This window comes from Streptomyces sp. NPDC002125 (genome assembly GCF_053593715.1).
Genome location: NZ_JBSFDD010000004.1, coordinates 92,096 through 108,776 on the forward strand (window position 1 = coordinate 92,096; position 16,681 = coordinate 108,776).

The following is a 16,681-nucleotide window of genomic DNA, read 5'->3' on the forward strand; positions in this document are numbered from 1 at the left end:
TTTCTGCAACACGCCCCGGAGGGTGGCCGGTTGAGCACACGCCGGCCACCACCGGGGCCCTTCGCCGCCCTCTACCACCGCGGCCGTCATTTAGGTTAGGGTAACCTAACAACGACCGCAGGTGCCCAGTGGTGTGCGCCGCCCCGGGGGAGGAAGCCGGCCCATGAACATGCCCTCCCTCGGTTCCTGTCCGATGCCCGACCGCGCCGCCCTCCCCCGGACGCAGGTCAGCTGGACCGCCGATCCCGCCCGTGCCGTGCTGCTGGTCCACACCATGCAGAACCACTTCGTCGGCGCGTTCCGGCGGGGGCCCTCCCCCGTCACCGAGCTCGTCGACAACATCACGGCGCTGCGGCACACCGCCCGGACCCTCGGCATCCCCGTCGTCTTCACCGCGGAGCCCGCCGGGCAGACACCGCACCGGCGCGGGCTCGTCGCCGACGTGTGGGGACCCGGCATCGAGGACGGGCCGGCCGCCGCGATCATCGCGCCCCTCACACCCCGCCCCGGCGAGCATCTGCTGCCGAGCACCCGTCACAACGCCTCCCTCGGCAGCCATCTCGGCACTCTGCTGCGTTCGGGCAACCGCGACCAGCTGATCATCTGCGGGGTCCACGCTCACCTGGGGGTCCTGCTCACCGCCGCGGACGCCTTCATGCACGACATACAGCCGTTCGTCGTCGCGGACGCGGTGGCCGACCTCTCCGCCGAGGACCACGCCATGGCCCTTCGCTGGGTCGCGCGCAGCGGCACGGTCCGGCTGACGGACTCCCTGGCGCGGGAACTCCGCACGCGCGACAGGACGAAGAACACGTGACCTTACGCGGACGGCACGAGGCGGACACGCCGGCACTCACGACGCGCGAACGGGATGGAGAGAGATGAGACCGAGACCGCTCGTCACGGAACGCGAGGACGCCGATCCCTCCGCCGGGCCGCCCGCCCCGCGCGGCGCCACGGTCGTCGTCAAGTTCGGCGGCAACGCCATGGTGGACGCGGCCCTCCAACGGACCTTCGCCCAGGACGTCGTAGACCTGTGGCGCACGGGCCTGCGCCCCGTCGTGGTGCACGGCGGCGGGCCCCAGATCAACACGATGCTCGACCGCCTGAGCCTGGAGAGCCGCTTCGAGGCGGGTCTGCGAGTAACCACCCCGGAGACCATGCAGGTGGTTCGCATGGTGCTGACGGGCGGGGTCCAGCGTGAACTCGTCGGCCACATCAACAGGCACGGCCCGTACGCGGTGGGGATGACGGGCGAGGACGCGCACACGATGACGGCGGTGCGACGGCCGGCCTGGGTGGACGGACGGCCCGTGGACATCGGCCTCGTCGGCGACGTCGTGGACGTGAACCCGGGCATGCTGCTCACGCTCCTGGAGCAGGGGCACATCCCCGTGGTCTCCCCCGTGGCACGCGGCGAGGACGGGCAGGTCTACAACGTCAACGCCGATCTCGCCGCGTCCGCCCTGGCCGTGGCGCTCCGTGCCGAGCGGCTCGTGATGCTCACCGATGTGGCAGGGCTGTACGCGGACTGGCCTCGCAGCACCGAGGTGATCGAGCGGCTGACCGCCGACGCGCTGGATACGCTCCTGCCGGGGCTGGCGAGCGGGATGCTGCCCAAGATGGAGGGCTGCCTACGGGCCGTCAGGGGAGGTGTCCGCCGGGCCCACGTGCTCGACGGCCGCGTGCCGCACGCGGTGCTGCGCGGCGTTCTCGACGAGGTCAGCCCCGGCACCACTGTGGTGCCGGACCGCAGCGAGGACCAGGGGACCGGGGCCGCGCGCCTCGCACCCGCCGCGGGCCGCGGCTGACGTACGCGGTCCGCAGACCGACGAATCCGGCCGGCCCGGGAGTCCGAGGGCTCGGGGCAACCAGCGCCCCCGGGAGTCCAGGGGCTCCGGGCGGCCGGTGCTCACAGCCTCAGCGCGAGCACCCGTGCGTTGCGGCGCGGGTCCAGGGACCCGGCCCAGGAAGGGGGCGCCGACCCCGCGTGCGCTGGCGTGAATCCATGGCGCAGGAACAGTGCGCCGTCCCCGGTCGTGGCCGTGAACAGGCCGGTGAGCGCCTGAGCGCGGGCCATGGCCAGCGCGGTACGCAGGAGCCCGGCTCCCACGCCGCGCCCCTGCCTGTGGCCCGCCACACAGAAGTTGTACAGGACGCCCGGGGAGCCCGCGCGGTCAGCCGTCCCCGCCGGATACGTCCGCAGGCCCACGCACCCTTCGAGCGCGCCGTCGGGCGCCTGCGCCACGAGGAAGTCGGCCACGTGGAGGGTGTACAGCGAGACGGGCCTCTCCCGCAGGGCCCCGGAGCGTACGAAGGGCCGCGCCAGGCCGGCGAGCGCGGCGGCGTCCGACTCACGGGCCGGGCGGAGCAGGAGTGCCGGCGCGAGTCGCCCGTGCCGTACCGGGGCAGGGCCCCGCGTGACCGTGATCAAGACGTGTCCTCTTCAGGTTCCGCTGCCGACATCGACACGCCGGGGAGGTCATGCCTCCGACTGCCCGGCGAGGGACCGGGGGCGCAGATCGGTCCAGTGGGTCTCGACGTAGTCCAGGCAGGCGTCCCGGGTGTTCTCCTCGAAGGCGGTCCTCCACCCTCCGGGCACCTCGGCGAAGGACGGCCAGAGCGAGTGCTGGCCCTCGTCGTTCACCAGGACCAGGAAGCGGCCTTCGGGGTCGTCGAAGGGGTTGGTGCTCATTCCGCAGTTCCTCCTCGGGTCCGACGGGCCGGGGCGGCGCCGTCGAGGGTGGGCGCCACGTCTTCGGGCGGGCGTTCGGCCGGTATGGAAGCACGAGACGTGATTAGGTTAGGCTCGCCTAATCGACGCGAGCTTAGCCTCTCAACTTGCCGCTCACAAGGAGATGTTCATGCGCCGGGTGTTGGATCAGGTCCGCGACGCGGACAGCTTGGGCGTGCCTTCCGGCAGGTCCTTCCGGAGCGCCGGCGGCCGGCCGTGACCGCGCGCTCCGCGGACGTGGAGCACGCCTTCGAGGCGTTCGGACTGTCCGGTGCGCCCGGCACCGACGCGTTCTGGGCGGGGGTGCGGACACCCGTGTCGCGGCCCGTCGAGGGCGGCGGCTGGGTGACGCTGTTCCTGCGGCGCGGGTCACCCGCGAGCATCGGCTTCGAGAGCTGGTCGGACCCCGTGCCCCTGCGCCGGTGGGGCGTCACGGACTGCTGGTACGCCGAGGTGCCCATGCCCGCGCGGCTGCGGGTGACCTATCAGTTCATCGAGGACGACGGAGCGGGGGGCGCCGCGTACGCCGACCCCTTCAACCCGGCGGGTGCGGGCGGTGACCGCTCCCTGGCGGCGACGCCGGACGCCCCGCCGCAGCCGCACTGGCCGGTGGTCGGTCCCGACGACGTGCTGCCCCTGCCCCGCACCCGGGTCCGCTGGGCGAGCGAGCGGCTCGGCGGGCGGCGCACCGTGCGGGTGCACCCGGCGGGCGGCGGCGGGCCGGTAATCCTGCTTCTCGACGGGGACGACTGGTTGTATCTCCATCCGGCCATGGCCGCGTTCGACTCGGCCGTCGCCGCCGGCGATCTGCCCCCGGTCACCCTCGTCTTCCTCCCGGCCAAGGACAGGGAGGCCGAGTTCGCGTGCAGGCCCGAGCTCTGGGAGGCGGTCCGGGACGAACTGCCGCCGCTGGTCGCGGAGTCCGGAGTCCACGCCGACTGGGGCCGGCTGGTGGTCGCCGGGCAGAGCCTCGGCGGGCTGAGCGCGCTGTACGCCGCGCTGGAGTTCCCGGACCTGGTGTCCCGAGTCGCCCTCCAGTCGCCCTCGCTGTGGTGGGAGCCCGGGGCACCGGGCCGGCCCGACCCCCTGGGCGGTCCGGCCGGCGGCGCCCTCGCCGCGCGTCTGCGCGAACGCCCCGACGTGACCGGGCTCCGGATCGCGTGCGACGTGGGGGAACACGAAGCGCGGATGCTGCCCCACTGCGAGGCGGCCGAGGCCCTGGCCCGGGAGGCCGGTGCGACCGTGCGGGTCTCCCGGTCGCCGTCCGGGCACGACCGGGCCGGCTGGCGGCACGCCCTGCTCAGGGATGTCGCCTGGGCGCTGGATCAGTAGGTCATCTGGCCACCGCCAGGCAGTAGTTCTCGTCGGTGGCCAGGAGGTTGCGATGGGTGTCCTCGGCGGTGATGACGCCGTCGTCCAGCACGAGGACCCGGTCCGCCGCGTCCAGGAGGGCCGGGCTGCTGGTGAGCACGACGGTGGTGCGGCCCCGGCGGAGCTTCGCGAGGTTGCGCGCGATGAGCTGTTCGGTGACCGCGTCGACCGCCGTCGTCGGGTCGCGCAGGACGAGGATGCCGGAGTCGGCCGCGAGGGCCCGGGCCAGCGACAGCCGTTGGCGCTGGCCCCCGGAGAGGTTCGCGCCCCGGTCGCGCACGGCGTGGTCGAGCCCCTCGCGGTGGAGGGCCACGACATCGGTCAGCAGTGAGGCCTCCACCGCCTCGGGGAGGATGCGGCTGGTGCCCGACGGATCGATGTTGGTGCGGAGACTTCCCGCGAAGATCTCCCCGTCGTACGGGTTCACCAGCATGTGTTCGCGCAGCGCCTCGATCGAGAGGTCCGTGATCTCCCGGCCGCCGACCCGCACCACGCCCTCGTAGGCCCCCGGCGGGACGTTCACGGCCAGGATCGACGCCAGGTCGGCCGCCGCGCGGGGCTGGTAGGCGGCGATCGCCACGAACTCGCCCGCGCGCACCTGGAACTTCAGCTCGCGCAGTGCCCCGTACCGCACACCGTCGATCTCCAGTTCCCCGTCCCCGGCCGGGCTCTCCGCGCCCGGCTCCGTCAGCGGTGGGGCGGCGAGCACCAGGGCCATCCGCTCGGCCGAGGCGCGCGCCATCATCACGTACTTGGGCATCTCCGAGAACATCTTCAGGGGTTCCATGATGAACTGCGCCAGGCCCACGGCCATGACGAGCTCCCCGATGTTGATCCGGCCCCCGTACGCCAGCCAGCCGGCCATCAGGGTCACGGCGGCGGCGAGCACCGCGTTGAGGGCCAGGGCGGTGCCCGCGTACACGCCGTTCACCCGGGCGACGGTGACCGCCTGCTGCTTCGCCTCCGTACTGACCTTCCGGTAGGAGAGGAAGGCGGCCTGGTTGCCGCCGAAGCCGTGCAGCGGGCGCAGACCGGTGATCAGGTCCGCGACCTTGGCACCGGCCCGGGCGACCCGGGCCTGCTGTTCGCGGGTGCTCGAACCGATCCGCCGGGACATCACGCTGAGGATCGACAGGATGGCGACCGTTCCCACGATCACCAGCAGGCCGAGCCGGATGTCCGCCAGGCCCAGGGCGACCGACGCGACCACCACCGCGACCAGCGAGCTGATCAGGAGCGGCACGACCTCGACGATGTCGGCGGTCTGGTCGGCGTCCTCGGTGGCGATGGTCAGCACCTCCCCCGACTTCAGGCCGACGTCCCTGGCCACCGGCTGGAGTCCGCAGGCGGCAACCTTCACCCGCCAGCGGTGCGCCTCGGTCGTGTTGGCCTTCTGCAGGACGCGCATCCCGAACCGCCATGACAGCGACACGGTGGTGATGATCACCGCCAGCGCGCCGATCGACAGCCCGAGCGAGCCGAGGCTGCGGTCCTGCATCGTGTGCTCGACGATCAGGCCCAGCGCGATCGGGAAGGCCGTCTCGCCGGCCTGGTAGAGGCCCATGAGGACGGTGCCCCGGACCACCGCGCCGGCGTTGCGGCGCAGGGCGGTCCGGAGGATGCCGGCCCCCTGCCGGGGGCCCTTGGGGTCAGGAGTTGTCATCAAGATGGCGGGCAATCGCTTCCGGGGTTCGAAGGGTGAGCAGATCACGGATCGTGATCACAGGACCGTACTCCCGGCGGAGCAGCCCGATCAGGCGCACCGCCAGCATGGAGTGTCCTCCGAGGGAGGCGAAGTCGCTGACCGCGCTCACCTCGTCGTCGTCCAGGTCGAGTGCCTCGGCGAAGAACTCGCAGACCAGGATCTCGGTTTCGGTCTCCGGGGCGCGCTCCTCCACCATGGTCAGCACGCCGAGGGGCTTCGCCTCCGGCAGCGCCTTGGTGTCGGCCTTCCCGTTGACGGTGAGCGGGATGCTGTCGACCTGGGCGTAGTGCGTCGGGCGCAGGAAGTCCGGCAGCCCCGCGCCCACTTCCGCGGCGACCGTGGCGAGGTCGGAGCCGTCCAGCACGAGGTAGGCGGCCAGCCGGTACGCTCCGTCGACCCCCGGGTCGGGCTGGGCGACCGCGGCGGCGAACCGTACGGCCGGGTGGGCGGCGAACACTGCCTCGACCTCGCCCGGTTCGACCCGGTGGCCCCGGATCTTGACCTGCTGATCGGTACGGCCGAGGTACATCATATTGCCGTCGGGCCGCCGGACCGCCAGGTCCCCCGTGCGGTACATCCGCTCGCCGGGTTCGCCGAACGGGCACGCGACGAAGCGGTGCGCGGTCTGGGCGGGCTGCCCGAGGTAGCCGCGTGCGATGCCGACGCCCGACACGTAGAGCTCACCGGGAACCCCGTCCGGCAGGGGCCTGAGCCACGGATCGAGCACGTACACCTCGGTGTTGTCGATCGCCACGCCCACCACCGGGTCCTGGCACTCGAAGGTGCCGACGCCGAGGGTGTTGATGGTGTACTCGGTGGGCCCGTACAGGTTGTAGCCGGCCGTGCCCGGGGTCTCGGCGAGCCGCTGCCACAGCTGCGGGGTGACGGCCTCCCCGCCCAGCAGCACGAGCGCGGGGCGCCGTTCGGGGTCGTCGAGCAGCCCCTCGGCGACCAGCTGCTGCGCGTAGGTCGGCGTCACATTGATGACGTCGATCCCGTGTTCGGCGCAGTAGTCGACCAGTCGGGGAGCGTCGCGGCGCAGTTCCTCGTCGCAGATGTGCACCTCGTGGCCGTCGGCGAGCCACAGCAGCTCCTCCCACGACATGTCGAACGCGAACGACACGGTGTGCGCGATCCTGAAGACGCGGTGTCCGTGGTCCGCCAGCACCGGTTCGAAGATGCGGCGCTGATGGTTGATCAGCATGTTGGTGAGCCCGGCGTACTCGGTGACCACACCCTTGGGCTTCCCGGTCGATCCGGAGGTGTAGATCGTGTACGCGGGGTGCCTCAGCCGGTCCGGGTCGTCCGGGGCGAACGTCACGAAGGGCTCGGCGTCCGGCAGCGGGCGGTCGAGCTCCATGAGCTCGCCGGTCAGCCGGTGCGACACCCCGCTCACGGTGAGGATCACGTCCGGACGGGCGCTGTCCACGATCGAGGCGATCCGCTCGTCCGGGTGGTCCAGCTCCAGCGGCACATAGGCTGCGCCGACGCGGAGTACGGCGAAGAGCGCCACGATCGAGTCGAGGGAGCGCGGGATCGCGAGGGCCACGGTCCGCTCGGGGCCGATGCCGCGCCGGGCGAGGACCCCGGCCACCGCCCTGCTCCGGTCACGGAGCTCGGCGAAGGTCATGGCCGAGCCGTGGGAGACGAGGGCGGTCCGCCCCGGGTCGCGGTCGGCCGCCAGGTCGAACCGGTCGACGACCGTGTCCGTGCCGATGTCCGTGCGGGCGGCCGGCTCGGGTGCGGACCCGAGTCCGCGCAGGGCGCCGACCGGCCCGGCCGAACGGGCCAGGTCCTCCAGCACCCGCACGTAGTCGTCGACGAGCCGGCGGGCCCTCCCGCCGTCGCCGTCGCGGTACTCCAGCTTGACCGTGAGCCGGTCTCCGGGGGTGACGACCCAGGTGAACGGATAGTGCGTCGAGTCGTCCGCCTTCACCTCCGTGATGCCGTGCCTGGCGTTCATCTCGGCGAAGGCGTCCATGTCCAGGAAGTTCTGGAGGACGAACAGGTTGTCGAAGAGGCTCTCGTGGCCGCCGGCCCGCTGGATCTCGCCGAGCCCCAGGTGCTCGTGCTCCATCGCCTCGACCCTGGCCGACTGGACGGCCGAGAGGTAGGCACGGACCGTGTCGCCGGGCCGGGCCGACGTCCACATGGGCACAGTGTTGAGCAGCACTCCGACGATGTCGGACAGTCCCTCGCCCTCGCGGCCGGAGACGGTCACGCCGAAGACGGCGTCGGAGCGGCCGGTGTGCGCGCCCAGCAGAAGGCCGAAGGCTCCGGTCAGCACCGTGTTCAGTGTGACGCCGTGCGTCCTGGCCGCGTCCCGCAGCAGTTCCGACTGCGCGGCGGACAACTGGTGCACGAGAGCGCGCGGCAGCTCGTCCGGGAAGGACGGCCGCGGTCCGGCCAGCAGCGTCGGACCCTCGATGCCGGCCAGATGCTCCGCCCAGAAACGCTCCGAGACCGCGGCGTCCCTGGCGTCGAGCGCCCTGGCGTACTCCTCGAAGCCGGGCGTCGCCGGGGACGGGTCGAGTGCACCGCCAGCGAGGACCGTCTCGTAGGCGTCGAACAGGTCCCGGAGCAGGATCTCGCGGGACCAGCCGTCCCACAGCAGCAGGTGGTAGCTGAGCAGCAGGCCGTCGCGCCCGCCGGGCAGCCGCAGGACGGTCAGCCGGACCAGCGGCGGCTCGCCCGGGTCGAAGCCGGTGTCGCGGTCCCGGGCCCGCAGGGCGTCCACGGCCTCGTCCGCCGGGAGCTCGACCGTACGGACGGCGACCCGGCGGCCCGCCTTGAGGACCTGTACGGGGTTGCCCTGGTCGTCGGTGGTGAAGCCCGCGCCCACGACGGGGTGCCGTGCGATGACGTACGCCATCGCCTCGGCCAGCGCGTCGGTGTCCAGGCGCCGGTCGAAGGCGAACCAGCTCTGCGCGACGTAGTGTCCGGCCGAGCCGGCCATCTGCGCCTGGAAGAACAGGCCTCGCTGGAGCGGGGTGACGGGCGCCGTGCGTTCGGCCGTCGTGGAGGCCTCCGCGAGGCGTTCGAGTGCGGCGCTCCAGTGCTCCGTCACCTCGTCGGGAATGCCGTCGGCGAGGGTGAACTCCGCGTGCAGGCTTCCGGTGGCCCCGTCGGTCCAGGCGTTGACCTCGACGGCGTACGGGCTGCGCTGGTCGCCGCCCGTGATGCGCGGCGCCTGGGACTCGCCGCCCCGGCCGAGGTAGTTGAACAGCACCTGCGGGCGGGTGCCCAGCAGCGGCGCGGTCTGCGGGTCGAGGTATCTGAGCTGCCCGTAGGCCAGGTGCCCGCGCTCGTCCGGCTGGCGCTCCGCGACCTCGCGTGCGGCCGCGAGCGGGTCGGTGTGCGCGGTGAGGCGCACGGGGGCGATGGAGGTGAACCAGCCGACGGTGCGGGTGTAGTCGTGGTCCTCCAGCACCGGGACACGGCCGTGCCGCTCCAGCTCGACCGCCAGATCGGTGGGCGAGGACTGGACGTGCGTCAGCGCGGTGCGCAGCGCCCCGCACAGGAGCTCGGTCAGCCCGGTCCCGAGCGCGGCGGGCGCGGTGCGCGTCAGCCGGTCGCTCACCTCGGGGGCGAGCACGGACGTGACCGTGCGCAGGCCGCCCCCGGCCGAGGGCAGGAGCGGGGGCGCCTGAAGCGTGGTGATCCAGTGCCCGAGGCTCGCGGTGGCGTGGGCGGCCCCGGAGCGCAGGGCCTCGGCGTACGCGGCGTAGGACGTGGTCGGCGCCGGCAGCGCCGCACCGCGCATCGCGGCGGCGAGGTCGTCCAGCAGGATCAGCCAGGAGACCGCGTCGACCGCGAGGTGGTGCACGGTCACCACCAGGGTCCTGCTGGGCTCCAGCCAGGTGAACGCGATGACGTCCCCGGTCTCCGGGTCGAGGCGCCCGGCGGCTTCGTTCGCGGCGGCCGTCGCGTCGGCCGTGTCCGTCCTGACCACGGTGACCTCGCGGGCGGGCCCGGTGCGCAGCGCCCACACCCCGTGCTCGACGCGCAGCTCCAGCCGGAGTGCCGGATGCGCGGCCACGACGGCGTTCGCGGCGCGCACGGCGTCGGCGAACCCGGTGTCCTCGGCTGCCGCCACTGTCCTGGCCTGGGCGAACCGGGCCAGAGAGGCGCCCAGTTCGCGCTGGCGCAGGATGATCGGTGTCGGTGTCAGCGGGCCGTCCTCGGAGACGACGGGTCCGGGTGCCGGGGCCGGGGGCGCGTCCGTCGCCAGGTGTCCGGCGAGCGCGCGCGGTGTCCTGAGGAGGAACACGTCCCGGGGCGCGATCGGCAGTCCGAGTGCCCGGGCGCGGTTGATCACCGTGATGGCGACGATGCTGTCGCCCCCGGCCATGAAGAAGTCGGTGTCACCGTCCACGGCGGCGGCACCGGGCAGGGTCTCGGCGAAGATGCCGGTCAGCGCGTCCAGCGCGGAATCGCTCCCGGCCGCGGCCGGGGTGTCGTCCTGTGCGGCTCGCTCGGCCAGCGCCTTCCGGTCCAGCTTGCCGTTGACGGTCAGCGGCAGGGCCCCGGCCGGGAGCACGCGGCCGGGGACCATGTGTGCGGGAAGCTTCGCGGACAGGAGGGCGGTCAGGTCTCCGGGCACCCGGCCCACGAGGTGGGCGACCAGGTGGTCGCCGTCGGCCGCCACCGTGACGGCGACGTCGACCACGCCGTCGAGCTCGCGGATCGCGGACTCCACCTCGCCCAGCTCGATGCGGAAGCCCTTGAGCTGTACCTGGTCGTCGGCGCGGCCGGTGAACTCCAGCTCGCCGTCGAGCGTGCGACGGGCGAGGTCGCCCGTGTGGTACATGCGGGAGCCGTCGTCCGCGAACGGGTTGGCCACGAAGCGGCCGGCGGTCAGTCCGGGCCTGCCGAGGTAGCCGAGGGAGACCTGGTCGCCCGCGACGTAGATGGCGCCCTCCCGGCCCGGCGGCACCGGCCGGAGTCGGTCGTCGAGCAGATAGGTGGTCAGGCCGGGGATCGGTCCGCCGATCGGGCTGACGTCGGCGCCGAAGTCCTCGTCGGTGAGCACCCGGTGGGTGACGTGGACGGTGGTCTCGGTGATGCCGTACATGTTGACCAGCTCCGGCGTCCCGGTGCCGTGGCGCTCGACCCATCCGCGCAGGCGTCCCGGGTCCAGCGCCTCGCCGCCGAAGATGATCCGGCGCAGGGCGGGGAGGGGCTCACCGGCGTGCCGGTCGGCCTCGATGAAGCGGTAGAAGGCGGACGGGGTCTGGTTGAGGACGGTCACTCCGCGCTCGCGGACCAGCCGGTGGAAGTCCACCGGGGAGCGGGTCAGCCCGTAGTCCGGCACGAGGAGTTCACCGCCGTGCGTCAGCGCGCCCCACAGCTCCCAGACGGCGAAGTCGAAGGAGAAGGAGTGGAACTGGACCCACACGTCGTGCGGGCCGAAGTCCATCGCGGGCCGTGTGTTCGCGAGCAGGGCCACCACACTGGAGTGCGGGACGACGACGCCCTTGGGCCTGCCGGTCGATCCGGAGGTGTAGATGACATAGGCGGGGTCGTGCCATCCGTGCCCGGTCGCGGCGGGGTCCGCCCCGTCCTGCCGCGGTGTCTCCTCGCCGGTCACGAGCACGCGGGCCGGCACACCGCTCCGGTCCAGCAGTCCGGTGAACCGGTCGCGCTCCGCGGGGTCGACGAGGACGATCTGCGGTGCGGCGTCGGTGAGGATGTACTCCAGCCGGTCGTCGGGGTAGGCCAGGTCCAGCGGCACGTAGGCGCCGCCCGCGCTGACGACGGCGATCAGGGCGACCACCTGCTCCAGGGAGCGGGGCACGGCGACGGCGACGCGCGTGCCCGGACCGGCACCGGCGGCGCGCAGGGACGCCGCCAGCTCGTCCTTGGCATCCGCCAGTTCGCGGTAGGTCAGCGAGGTGGCCGAGCCGTCGAGACCGCACAGCGTGACGGCCGGGGAGTCGGGGCCGCGCCGCGCCGCCGCGTCGAACAGCCGGTCCAGGGTCGTCGGGGTGATCCGGGCGGGCTGCCCGGACTCGTCCGGCGCGAGTTCGGCGACCAGGGCGTCCGGCCGGGTGAGCAGGCCGGTGAGGGTCCGGGTGAAGGTGTCCAGGATCGCCCGGGCGCTCTCCTCCCCGAGCAGCTCGCCGTCGTAGATCAGGTTGAAGCGCGGACGGCCGTCGGGCTCGCGTTCCACGACCAGGGTGAGCGGGTAGTGGGGGGCGCCCTCGTTGACGATGCCGGTGATGACCAGCTCGTCGCCGGGGCCCCTCAGCTCCCCTACGTCGGTGGCGACGTCGAAGACCACCAGCGTGTCGAACAGGGAGCCGGCGCCGCCCGTCCGGCGGGCGATCCTCGCCAGTGAGACGTGCTGGTGCGGCAGCACCGCGCTCTGGTGTTCCCGCACCGAGGCGAGGAGCTCACGCGCCGTGGTGTGCCCGTCCCAGCGGGCCCGCACGGGGATGGTGTTGATGAAGAGACCCACCATGTCCCCGATGCCGGGCACATCGGCGTCGCGCCCGGAGACCGTGGAGCCGAACACCACGTCGCTGCCGTGCAGGATGCCGCCGAGGGCGACCGCCCAGGCGCTGTGCACGGCGACGCTGAAGGGCACGCCCGCGGACCTGACACCGTCGTCGATGTCGTCCGCCGGCACCACCGCGGTGTCCGTGAACCGGTCGGAGGGGGTGTGTCCTTCGGCGACCAGCGAGGGTCCGGGCAGACCGGCGAGCTGGTCGTGCCACACCCGGTCGCTCTCGTCCTCGTCGAGTCCGGAGAGCCACCGCACGTACTCGGGGAAGCCTCCGGCCGGATAGAGGCTGCCCGGCGCGTGGTACTCGGCGAGCAGGGCGCGGAGCATGGGCGGCACCGACCAGCCGTCGGCGATGATGTGGTGCACGGTCTGCACCAGTACGTTGCGCCCGCCGCCCGCGCGGATGAGCGTGTACCGCATCAGGGGCGCCGTGGCCAGGCCGAACCCGGCGCGGCGGTCGTGCTCGGCGTGCTCGCGGATCTCCGCCTCGGTGATCCCGGGGCGGTCCAGGGTGGTGAAGGGAGCGGTGACACCGCTCTCCAGGACGGACACCACGCGGCCGTCGGCGAGGGCGGTGAAGCGTGCGGCCAGGTTCGGGTACAGCGTGAGCAGCCGGTTCGCCGCCGCCGCGAGGCGGGCGGGGTCCACCTCGCCCTCCAGGGTCAGCAGCTGCTGTTCGACGTAGCTGCCCGGCGAGTCGTCGTCGAAGACCGAGTGGAAGTACAGGCCCTCCTGCAGCGGGGTCAGCGGCAGGATGTCGAGCAGTGCGGGGCCGTCCAGGGCGTCCACGTCGGCCTGGGTGAGCGGCACGAGGGCGAAGTCGCTCGGAGAGTGGCCGCCCTGGTCGAGCGCGGCGATCCCGGTCAGCGCCTCCCTCAGATAGGCGCCGACGGTCGCGATGTCCTCGTCGGTGAACATCCCCTCGGGCCAGGAGACGGTGGTGACCAGCTCGTGGGCGCCGGTGGGACCGGGTTCGGCGATCGCGTTGAACTCCAGGGCGCGCGGCAGTCGCATCCTCGGGTCGCGCTTCTCGCCCAGCTGCCCCGCGGCGCCCGCGAACTGCCAGTCCCCCGAGGTACCGGAGCCGAAACGTCCCAGGTAGTTGAACAGCACCTGCGGGGCCGGTGCCTCGAACGCGGTGCCGTGCAGATACCGCAGGGCTCCGTAGGACAGGCCGTTGCCCGGGACCCGGGCGAGATCGTCCTTGACCGCCTTGAGCGCGGCGGCCAGATACGCGGGCGCGGTGGGATCGTCTGTCGCACCGGGGTCCACGACCACGGGGAAGAGCGTGGTGAACCAGCCCACGGTGCGGGACAGTTCGGGCTCGAAGCCGGCGGCGCCCGCCACGAACCGCCCCTCGCGGCCGTGGCCCTCCAGCTCGATGTGCGCGAACGTCTGGTCCTGCCCGAGGTCACGGCGCCACCGGGCGAGGGCGACGGCCAGCCCGGTCAGGAGCACGTCGTTGACGCCCGCGTGGAACTTCGCGGGTATCTCCCCCAGCAGCGCGGCGGTGGCCTCGGGCCCGACCTGGACCGTGAGGACGCGCTCCCGGGCGACGGTGTCGGCCGGGGACGGCCCACGCCGGCCCACGGGGTGGTCGGGGCCCGGGAGGGGGCGCAGGTAGTGGGCGCGGTCCGCCGCGAAGTCCGTACGTTCCAGAAGCTGCGTCCAGCGCCGGAAGGAGGTGCCGACCGGGGGCAGTTCGACCGGCAGACCCGAGGAGATCTGCTGCCATGCCGTGGCCAGGTCCTCCATGAGGACACGCCAGGACACACCGTCGATCACCACGTGATGGACGGCCACGACCAGCTGACGTTCCGCGCGGCGCCAGACGGCGCGCAGCATCACTCCGCTGTCGGGGTCGAGGCCCTCGGTGGCGAGCTCCACGCAGGCGTCGAGCGGCAGACCGCTCTCCTGCCACCCCGCGACGGCGCCGTCGGCCTCCGGGATGTCGAAGCTCCAGCGGTCGCCGCGCACCAGCTTCGCGCGCAGCATGCCGTGCCGCTCCACGAGCGCGGTGAGGACGCGGTCCAGGGTCTCGGCGGTCAGCTCGGCCGGGACGTTCAGGACGACCGACTGCACGAAGCCGTCGATCGCGTCCGTCGTCTCCCCGAGCCACTGCACGATGGGCGATCCCACGACGGGTCCGGTCGGGACGTCGTCGTGCTCCGCGGTGGAGACGTCCTCGCGGCCGGCCACCGCCGCCAGCGCTCCCACGACACTGTGGGTGAAGATCTGCCGTGCCGTGACGAAGAGTCCCGCCTCGCGCAGTGCGCTCAGCAGGGAGATCGCCAGGATGCTGTCCCCGCCGAGCCGGAAGAAGTCCTGGTCGGCTCCGACCTCGTCGAGCTGGAGCACGGCCGCCACCGTCGCGCACACCACGCGCTCGTTCTCGGTGACGGGCGCGACGACGGTGCCCGTACCGATGTGGGGGTCCGGCAGCGCGCCGCGGTCGAGCTTGCCGTTGGCGGTGAGGGGGAACTCCTTCAGTACGACGATGTGGGCGGGCACCATGTACTCCACCATGTGCCCCGCGGCCCACGCCCGGACGTCGTCCGCCCGCAGTTCCTCGTCGGCGGTCGCCGGGATCACGTATCCGACCAGGTAGGTGCCGCCCGCCGAGTTCTTCTTCGCGACGACGCAGGTGTGGCGGACGCGGGGGTGCTCGGCGAGACCGATCTCGACGTCCTCGATCTCCAGCCGCATGCCGCGGATCTTGATCTGGTTGTCGGCGCGGCCGAGGAAGTCCAGCGAGCCGTCCGGGGCGAACCGTGCGAGGTCACCGGTCCTGTACAGCCGGGAACCGTCGTCCGCGAAGGGGTTCGCGACGAACCGGGACGCCGTCAGGCCGGGTGCGTTGACGTATCCGCGCCCCAGGAGGAACCCTCCGACGTACAGCTCGCCGCCGACCCCGACCGGGACCGGGCGCAGCTCCTCGTCGAGCACGTACAGCTGGGTGTTGGGGTTGGCCCTGCCTATCGACGTCGACAGGCGTTCCGCCTCGCCCCGGTAGATGACGTGCGAGACGCCGATCGTCGTCTCGGCCGGGCCGTAGCCGTGGTACATGGGGATGTCGAGCCGGGTGCGGAAGCGTTCGTACAGTTCCGGCGTCAGGACCTCGCCGCCGCACCACACGTGCCGCAGGCTGTCCAGCCGGCCGGATTCGCCCGCCATCTCCAGCAGTACGTCGAGCATCGACGACACCAGGTACGTGAAGGTCACGCGCTGCTCGGCGATCACGCTCAGCAGGTGGTGCGGGTCGCGTTCGCCGCCGGACCTCAGGACCACCAGCCTGCCGCCGCACACCAGCGGCAGGAAGATCTCGTTGATGGAGATGTCGAAGGACAGCGGTGCCTTGAAGAGGGACGCGTCGTCGTGGCCGAAGCCCAGGATCTCGTCGACCTGCCAGAGCAGGCGTTCGCTGATCGCCTCGTGGCGGATCATCGCGCCCTTGGGCCGTCCGGTGGAGCCGGAGGTGAAGATCACATAGGCCAGGGCGTCACCGGGGACGGCGACCTCGGGTGCCTCGACGGGGCGGGCACCGAACCGCCAGTCGCCGAGGCCCACGGCCACGGCCACCGGCTCGGCGGGGTCGTGCTCACCCGAGTCGTTGAGCTGGAGCACGACCCGGGCGTCCTGGATGACGACGGCGCGGCGCGCCGCGGGCCACTGCGGGTCGAGGGGCACGAACGCGCACCCGGCCTGGAGCACGCCGAGGAGTCCGATCACCATGTCCGCGGAGCGGCCCAGCGAGATGCCGACGACCTGTTCGGCGGTGAGCCCCCGGTCGATCAGCTCGTGCGCCAGCTGGGCGGAGTGCTCGGCTGCCTGACGGTACGTCAGTGAGCGGTTCTCGTCGACGACGGCGACGGCGTCCGGCCTCAGGCGCGCCTGTTCGCGGAACATCTCCACGATGGTCGGGCGGACGCGATCGGCCCCGGTGTCGTTCCACCGGGTGAGTGCCTCGATCCTCGCCGCCGCGCCGGACGGGGCGATGGTGCCGACCGGCCGGTCCGGGAAGTCGGTGAGGTCGTCCAGCGCGGTCTGCGCCTCGTCCCGGTCGACGCCTTCGGGGACGGTGATCGCGGATCCGTCGGCGGCTGCCTCCCAGCCCTCGGGCGCGCTGCCGCCGTTGTCGGCCCAGCCGAGCACGTCGGTGAACAGGGTGCCGGGGGCGAGCTCCATGCCGTCGGGACTGCGGCCCGTCGCCCAGTACGCCAGCCCGACGGCGCACGCCTGGGCGATGGTCCTGTCGGAATAGTCGCCGGCACGCCTGCGTACGTCGGCCAGGTGTGCGGGAGAGAGCAGCACCGGACGGGCAATCGGATCCGTCATCGAAGACTCATCGTCCTTCCAGCGTAGA

7 protein-coding genes are annotated in these 16,681 nt (G+C 72.8%); 3 read left to right on the top strand and 4 right to left on the bottom strand.

The genetic code is table 11. From position 1 onward, the window contains the following. Positions 1-163: 163 nt before the first annotated feature. Both ACWCQM_RS08775 and argB read left to right on the top strand, forming a co-directional pair. Positions 164-817 carry an isochorismatase family protein gene (locus ACWCQM_RS08775; RefSeq protein WP_450914578.1) on the top strand — a complete coding sequence of 218 codons (654 nt, stop codon included), beginning with the start codon at positions 164-166 and terminating at the stop codon, positions 815-817. Between the two features lie 64 nt (positions 818-881). Beyond that, the gene (gene argB, locus ACWCQM_RS08780; RefSeq protein WP_450914579.1) at positions 882-1,811 is read left to right on the top strand and encodes an acetylglutamate kinase; all 930 of its coding nucleotides are present in this window, start codon (positions 882-884) and stop codon (positions 1,809-1,811) included. A gap of 101 nt (positions 1,812-1,912) precedes the next feature. On the opposite strand, the gene ACWCQM_RS08785 is transcribed toward argB, so the two are convergent. Beyond that, positions 1,913-2,434, bottom strand: a complete 522-nt coding sequence (locus tag ACWCQM_RS08785) for a GNAT family N-acetyltransferase (protein WP_450914580.1) — start codon at positions 2,432-2,434, stop codon at positions 1,913-1,915. A 48-nt stretch (positions 2,435-2,482) separates the two neighbouring features. Continuing rightward, entirely contained in the window at positions 2,483-2,695 is a 213-nt protein-coding gene (locus ACWCQM_RS08790) for an MbtH family protein (protein ID WP_450914581.1), read from the bottom strand. 255 nt (positions 2,696-2,950) lie between these two features. On the opposite strand from ACWCQM_RS08790, the gene ACWCQM_RS08795 reads away from it, so the two are divergent. After that, on the top strand, positions 2,951-4,066 hold the full coding sequence (locus ACWCQM_RS08795; protein ID WP_450914582.1) for an alpha/beta hydrolase-fold protein: 1,116 nt from the start codon (positions 2,951-2,953) through the stop codon (positions 4,064-4,066). Position 4,067: 1 nt separating this feature from the next. Here the strand turns inward: ACWCQM_RS08795 and ACWCQM_RS08800 are convergent, their stop codons facing one another. Together ACWCQM_RS08800 and ACWCQM_RS08805 are read right to left on the bottom strand one after the other, a co-directional pair. Next, positions 4,068-5,768 (bottom strand): ABC transporter ATP-binding protein, encoded by a 1,701-nt coding sequence (locus ACWCQM_RS08800; RefSeq protein ID WP_450914583.1) that lies wholly within the window; start codon positions 5,766-5,768, stop codon positions 4,068-4,070. Further along, complete coding sequence (locus tag ACWCQM_RS08805) at positions 5,755-16,653, bottom strand: amino acid adenylation domain-containing protein (protein WP_450914584.1); 10,899 nt, start codon at positions 16,651-16,653, stop codon at positions 5,755-5,757. The genes ACWCQM_RS08800 and ACWCQM_RS08805 overlap by 14 nt, the downstream gene beginning before the upstream one ends. Positions 16,654-16,681 lie beyond the last annotated feature (28 nt).